This is a genomic window from Methyloglobulus morosus KoM1, assembly GCF_000496735.2.
GTDB lineage: Bacteria > Pseudomonadota > Gammaproteobacteria > Methylococcales > Methylomonadaceae > Methyloglobulus > Methyloglobulus morosus.
The window spans coordinates 1-7,089 of record NZ_AYLO01000141.1 but is presented as its reverse complement, the minus strand read 5'-3'; the positions used below and the strand labels follow the sequence as shown (position 1 = coordinate 7,089).

7 protein-coding genes are annotated in these 7,089 nt (G+C 48.7%); all 7 read right to left on the bottom strand.

What is annotated here, in order from left to right; all coding sequences use genetic code 11:
- Positions 1-115: 115 nt before the first annotated feature.
- Positions 116-424, bottom strand: coding sequence for a type II toxin-antitoxin system Phd/YefM family antitoxin (locus MGMO_RS16900; RefSeq protein ID WP_023496289.1), 309 nt, complete (start codon positions 422-424; stop codon positions 116-118).
- A 181-nt stretch (positions 425-605) separates the two neighbouring features.
- Positions 606-1,712, bottom strand: coding sequence for a M48 family metallopeptidase (locus MGMO_RS16895; RefSeq protein WP_023496288.1), 1,107 nt, complete (start codon positions 1,710-1,712; stop codon positions 606-608).
- A 1-nt stretch (position 1,713) separates the two neighbouring features.
- Positions 1,714-2,520: an AIM24 family protein gene (locus MGMO_RS16890; protein ID WP_023496287.1), complete on the bottom strand. Its 807-nt coding sequence runs from the start codon at positions 2,518-2,520 to the stop codon at positions 1,714-1,716.
- A gap of 240 nt (positions 2,521-2,760) precedes the next feature.
- Positions 2,761-3,165 carry a hypothetical protein gene (locus tag MGMO_RS16885; protein ID WP_023496285.1) on the bottom strand — a complete coding sequence of 135 codons (405 nt, stop codon included), beginning with the start codon at positions 3,163-3,165 and terminating at the stop codon, positions 2,761-2,763.
- A gap of 184 nt (positions 3,166-3,349) precedes the next feature.
- Positions 3,350-4,258: a LysR family transcriptional regulator gene (locus tag MGMO_RS16880; RefSeq protein ID WP_023496284.1), complete on the bottom strand. Its 909-nt coding sequence runs from the start codon at positions 4,256-4,258 to the stop codon at positions 3,350-3,352.
- Between the two features lie 123 nt (positions 4,259-4,381).
- Entirely contained in the window at positions 4,382-4,972 is a 591-nt protein-coding gene (locus MGMO_RS16875) for a Uma2 family endonuclease (RefSeq protein WP_023496283.1), read from the bottom strand.
- A gap of 222 nt (positions 4,973-5,194) precedes the next feature.
- Positions 5,195-6,940: a single-stranded-DNA-specific exonuclease RecJ gene (recJ, locus tag MGMO_RS16870; RefSeq protein WP_023496282.1), complete on the bottom strand. Its 1,746-nt coding sequence runs from the start codon at positions 6,938-6,940 to the stop codon at positions 5,195-5,197.
- Positions 6,941-7,089: the final 149 nt, after the last annotated feature.

The window sequence follows — 7,089 nt, the reverse complement described above, 5'->3', positions numbered from 1 at the left end:
CATCTTTGCCGCAATCGGTCGAACCACATTTTGGACAATTCATATTAGCCTTTACCCCTACAAATTGGGTAAGTGTAGCAAATGCTATACTAACTTAACAATACCATACTGTGTATTAGTCTTGTAGGGTGCATTTCATGCACCTAAATTGGTGCGTATAACGCACCCTACAATACTTGCTTACGAATCGATAAAATAGCTCCGTTATTTCATCGTTAGCCGAATCAATATTTTCCGGCAGGGTAAATTCACCCTGGGCAATGCCGGTGCGGCACGCAACATCTTTGTTTTGGATGATGGGCATCATCCGCGCAACAGGTTTGCCGTTGCGCGAAATCACAAATTCGTTTTCTTCGCCAGAAGCAATCTGATCAACCAGTTTGGATAAATGGGTTTTGGCGTGAGATAAGTTTACGGTTTGCATCTTGAATACCTCAATAGTGACCAGGCTAGCTTAGCTCATCTAAAAGCAGATAATCAATTAAATTTGGAACATTATAAGTTTAAGTGGACTGTAGAAAGCGCAATGAATACGGGAAGTCGAAGGCACGAATCCCTCGATTTCGCTGCGCTGCATCCAGGCTACGCATCTACAGACTGCAACCCTATTTCGCTTTGGGTTTTTCCTTCTCCAAACTCGCCAATATCGCTTTCTTATCCCACTTCAACTTTTCGCAATCCGGGCAAGGATGCTCTTTAATGTAGTTTTCAACGGCTAGGATTCGGTTAACAGTGTCAGGATGGGATGACATCCATTCAGGCCCTTGTGCTTTGCCCTTAAAGGCTTCCTGCATCTTTTTAAAAAAATCGGCCATACCTTGAGTATCGATTTTACTTTTTTGCAGTAAGGCTGCGCCTTTTATGTCGGCATCGGACTCTGCCTGACGGCTGAAATACTGGGCGGAAACCTGATGCGCCATAATCATCATGACGGCATTGGCATCGCCCAACACAAGCAAGACGGCAGCGGCAATGCCGGAACTGGTAATCATGTTTTTTAAGGCATGGCGTTGTTCAACGTGCTGGATTTCATGGGCCAACACCCCCGCGACTTCATTGGCGGAATCCGCCTTTTCCAGCAAGCCTTTGTTGACAATGACATTACCGCCTGGCAAGGCAAAGGCATTGATGGCAGGATTGCTGGAGAGATGCCATTGGTATTTGTAGGCGGAATCTTTGGTTAAGCGGTCGCCAATTTTTTTGATGGCATCCACGGCAGCACCTTTTTCGACCAGCGATGTTTGGGTTTTCAGGCTGGTCAATACCGACTCGCCGATTTGGTACTCCGTCTCCAGCGGAACATACCCAGCGACACAGGAAACGGCCCTATCATATTGCCAAACGACCAAAACCGTCGTCAATGCGAGAGCACACCCGGAATAAACCACGGTTTTCCAGACTAGGCTTTGTCCTAAAGTTTCCCGTTTCCACTTACCCAGTCCGGCTATTTCCTTTTTTGGCAATAGCTTGACCAGCGTTTTTTGCGCGTCTGGATTCGCAGGCATCAATAACCAGCCTTGACCTTGCTCCTGCCAGCACAGTTGTAACTGATCGTGGTCGAAACTGCCAACCCTGGCTTCGAGGTCGGAAAAATTGACGTTTTGTTTATAAGCGGGCAGATAAATCCGGCTTTGTTCGATCTGGCAAGTGGTTAGTTCTCCCGCACTGTGCAATCCTGGGCCGAACAGGAGAATGCTGACGCCATTATTCATATTACGGTTTGTTATAGACCGTGGCAATAGCAACCAGGATCACGGCGAGCAAGTAAAACTTGCCCATCCAGGATGAGCGGTTTCCACTTCCACCCAGTGCGGAGTTCATCAAAATTTTGCTTAACCGATTCATCGGCAAGGATTGTATCCACACCTTACCGGGCCCTGAAACGATGGCATAAAATAAACCTTCGCCTCCGAACAGGCTGTTTTTCAGCTTGCCCGTGTATTTGATGTCGTATCTAACAGTGGATGACATGCCGACCAAACAGCCCGTATCAATTTTGAGCTGATCGTCTGGCGCAAGCGTCACTTCTTTAAGCGTACCGGAAGCATGGATAAACACGATTCCTTGACCACTGATTTTCTGCATGATGAAGCCTTCGCCACCAAAAAAACCGACCCGCAAGCGCTTCTGGAAAGCCAATTGAATCCGCTGGCCTAGCTCACCCGCAATATAGGCCCCTTTCTGGCAGATAACCATACCACCGTGTTCAGATAAGTCAATCGGGACGATTTCGCCAGGACTAGGTGCTGCAATAGCAACGGTTTGGAGTATGTTGGCGGTATTTCGGTAAACGGAACTGAACATCGACTCGCCCGTTAAAGACCGTTTGACCGCTTTCCAAAATCGGCCAATCCCGCCCAAACGGGAAGGACTGCCATCTCCCAGGATGGTGTCGACAGTAATGTGCTTGTCCACATACATCATCGCACCTTGCTCGGCAATCGCTTCCTGGCCGGGTTCCAGGTCGATTTTTATGTACTGTAAATCATTACCGTTGATGGTGTAATTTAGCTGGGGCATGGTATTTGCTATCCTCAAAGTTATCGTCAATCTCAATGTTTGACGGCGATATTAAATCACTTACTCTACGATAACAGGCGGCAAAGAAAAAATCCCCTGCTGTCTAATTTTTTAGGGACAGCACATGCAAACCATGGTTCGACAGGCTCACCACGAGCGGAATTGGCAGGATCGCCCTAAACAGTCAGATGGCCTGCTATTAACGGAACCGTTCGTCCTGGGTGCATCGAAGATGCTTGACTAAGGGTAGATAATTTTCGGCTTAAAGTAAGCGGCAGGGTATTTGGGATCTATGGGCTCGGATTGGTCTTTTGCGGTCGCTGAGGTACCCGCACTTTCATCGGAATAAATGACTTTAGACTCAAAATTGGATGCAGGGTATTTCTCATCAATCACAGTCGCTTTGGTTAATTGGGTTTGTCCGGCAGCGCCTTCGTCTATGTAAGTGACTTTAGGCTGGAAATTTGAAGCCGGATATTTGTCGTCTGTCGCTGATGATTGCGCTTGGGCGGCAGCTTCATCCATGTAAGTGACGCTGGGCTCGAAATTCGATGCCGGATATTTATCGTCGGCTGCCGCCAGCACACCAAGTGAATTCAAAGACATAGCGAAAACCGCCAGGCCCATGGCAATTGATTTTTTCATAAAAGCTTAATCTCCAATCGTTGTTAGTAAAATCCAGCGAACTTAATTTACAACCAGGGTTGGAGTATCGAATATTTTGCCTGAATTCGCAACCGTTTTAAGAGTTCACGAAAAGAACTGCTTTGGATTTACCAAACCAGTCTGCTTTATCACAAAAAGAGGCCTTAATTTTGTAACTTGCTGATTATTCAATACTCGGCCTTCCCGCCCTTGGCCCTAACCATTCTTGCAAAAAATCCAAAAACGACCTGACTTTTGTCGACAAATATTTTCTGTGCGGATAAACGGCATGAATATCTAACGGCGGTAATGCGTAATCATCTAACACCACTTTCAGCAAGCCTTTTTCAATATCGCCCCCGACAATATAAGTGGGCAACATAACCAAGCCCAAACCATTAATTGCCGCTATGCGTATTGAGTGGGCGGCATTCGTTTGTACCCGCCCGGAAACGGTAATGATTTTTAAGCCAGTTTCCGTCCTGAATTGCCATTTATGTCGTGGCGCAATTGCCCAATTGACGAGGCAGCTATGATGTTCCAATTCTTCCGGTGTTTTTGGTATGCCGTGTTTAACCAAATAATCGGGCGAAGCGCAGACAACCAAGGGCGAAGTCGCCAATTTCCTTGCAACCATGCTGGTATCATCCAACGCTCCCAAATAGATTGCGATATCAATCCCCTCATCAATCAAATCGCCAGGGCTACCTTGCAAAATAATATCAATCTTAAGGTCGGGATGTATTTTCAGGAATTCCACGACCGCCCGTGTAATATGAGTCGCACCGATAACGGGCGGGGCGCTGATTTTCAATACGCCCTTGGGTTCAGTCTGTAGCTGGGTGACAGCCGCTTCCATTTCTTCTATATCCAACAGCACTTGCTGGCAGCGTTCAAGGTAAGACGCGCCTACGTCGGTCAGGTTAAGGCTGCGGGTCGTCCTGTTGAACAGCCTAGAGCCCAGGGAACCTTCAAGCTGCATGATATGCTTGGTCGCCATTGCCCTGGAAATCCCGAGTTCACGTGCACCCGCAGCGAAACTGCCCGCTTTCGCCACTCGCACAAAAACGGTCATGCCGGTTAGTTTGTCCACTAAATAATTCCTTTATTAGATGAGAATATAATGCTGGTTGAAATTACGCAAACAATAAGGAGGAATAATGCCCATATCATCACAACTGCCTCAAAATGGTGGGCAAAAAAACCTGCCCACAAACTAATAATCAACGGGCAACCGCGCAGCTAAGTCATCCCATTGGATGACAATGTCCGGCAACACGTTGACACGGGTTTCGCCGCGCAATTCGTAGATTTCGGGCTTGCCGTATTCGGCATTGACTAGGCGGTAAACTGTCAATACCCGGTCTATCGGGTGGATCAGCCAATATTCGCGCACGCCATGCCGTTCATAAATTGTGCGCTTTTTGATTTGATCGTGACCGGATGTAGATGGCGACAACACTTCCACAACCCAGTCGGGCGCACCGCGTATGCCACGGCGATCCAGTTTGCTGCTGTCGCAGACCACCATAACGTCCGGTTGCACGACGGTATCGACGCGTTCATCCGCTTCATCCTGCTTCGGAAGGCGAACATCTACCGGGGCTATGAAAGCGCGGCAAGGTTTGCCCTGAAGTGCCAGACGTACTTGCAGATAAATCTCCCCTACCACATCCTGGTGCGCCAAATCCGGTGCGGGGGACATGGCATAGGCGATGCCGTCAATCAATTCATAGCGTACGCCGTCAGGCCAGGTGAGATAATCACTGTAACAATGATGTTGAGTGTCTTTTAGCGCCAGTCCCATGCCGGTCTCCTCGTGCTTTCATAATGCCAATTTCGAGAGCAAAAAGGATAACACACGACCGGATGGCGGGTAAATTATTGATTAGCCTTACACTTGGGTGACTCAGGGTGGGCACATGTTGCCTGTGCCCACGAAACGAATGCCGCCACCTGTGATGGTTGTGTGGGATAACACAACTGCATCAAAATGGTGGGCAAAAAACCTGCCTGCCCTACAGACCTATTAAGAAACTTTCTCCAGATACTGCACCAGCAATTGCACGCTGCGCTGTCCCCTGAATTCATTGACATCCAACTTATAAGCCGCATTGCAAACACGAAGACCCAGCCATTGCTCCGGCTTATCGACAAAAAAAGCGATGCCGTCCAACAAGACATTGCCTTTGGGCTTCCTCATAACGAGCTTTAAATGCTGGTGCCCGACGATACGGGCCTGGATAATATCAAAAATCCCGTGAAAGACGGGCTCTGGAAATTCATGCCCCCAAGTGGCAGCGGTTTGGATTAATTCAGCCAGTTCAAGCGTCATGTCCTGTTCTGCCAATTCGCCATCCGACCAAATTTTCTGCTCCAGGTCGACATTGGCCAACCTTTTCCTGACCATCTCATCAAATGCCAGGGCAAATGCCGGGTAATCGTGCATATTAATGCTTAACCCCGCCGCCATGGCATGTCCACCAAACTTGTTTAGCAATTTAGGATGGCTGGCGGCAATATCGCTCAGTACGTCGCGGATATGCACGCCCGCTATCGACCGTGCCGAACCTTTAATTAGGTCTTTCCCCGCAGGCGCAAAAGCGATGACGGGACGATGCAACTGGTCCTTGATCCGCGACGCCAAAATACCGATGACGCCTTGGTGCCAGTTTTCATCGAACAGGCAGACTCCGGCAGGCAGGTGCTGTCCGTCCAGCGCTTTCATCCTACCCAGCAAAGCCAGGGCCTCGTGTTTCATTTGTCCCTCAATGTCTTTACGGTCGTTATTCAGGTCATCCAGTTGCAGCGCGATGGTCTTGGCAAGCGCGGCATCTTCCGTCAACAAACATTGGATGCCCAGCGACATATCATCCATGCGCCCCGCTGCATTCAATCTGGGCCCCAGGGCAAAACCCAAATCCGAAGCCGCCAGCGTGAGAGGATTCCTGCCGGATATTTCAATCAACGCTTGTAAGCCCGGATGGCTGCGTCCTGTACGAATCCGCATCAAGCCTTGATGAACCAAAATACGGTTAACCTTATCCAAAGCGACAACATCCGCAACCGTTCCCAAGGCGACATAATCCAGCAATTGCGCCAAATTCGGTTCCGGTATTTGTTGCTGCCCGAACCCGCCTTGCTCCCGCAACCGGCTCCGTAACGCCATTAGCACATAAAACATCACGCCCACGCCCGCCAGCGACTTGCTGGGAAACGTGTCGTCTGGCAAGTTAGGATTTACAATCGCATCGGCGGAAGGCAATTCATGCCCCGGCAAGTGATGGTCGGTCACCAGGACTTTAATGCCGGCATCCTGCGCCGCCTTTACGCCATCTATACTGGATATGCCATTATCGACGGTGATGATAATATCGGGATTTTGCTGTTTGACTAACTCAACAATTTCCGGGGTGAGGCCGTAGCCGTATTCAAAACGGTTGGGGACGACGAACATCACATGCCCTGCCCCCATCAATTGCAACCCTTTGACCGCAACGGCACAACTTGTCGCACCGTCAGCATCAAAATCGGCGACAATAGTAATACGTTGTTGGTCTTTGATCGCGGCTATCAAATGTGCAACCATGTTTTCCATGCCCGACAACAACCACGGCGACGGCAGCTTATCTAACGACCGATCCAGATCGCCCGTAGTTTTGATGCCCCTCGCCGAAAAGATGCGCTGTAACAGGGGATGGATGTTATCAAACTGGTTTTGTGTATTCTCGCTTGGGCGAACAATTATCGTTTTTTTTACGCCTTGTAAATACATGCTATGACGATTAATCCTGTGCGTTGTGGGTTACATAGATTAGCTTATACTCTCATTTATCCCATAGCCTATTTACTCTAAGAATTCCTGGAACAGTCGATTCCCTTCATGATTCAACAAGGTTATCCTAAATACTCACCATGAACGGT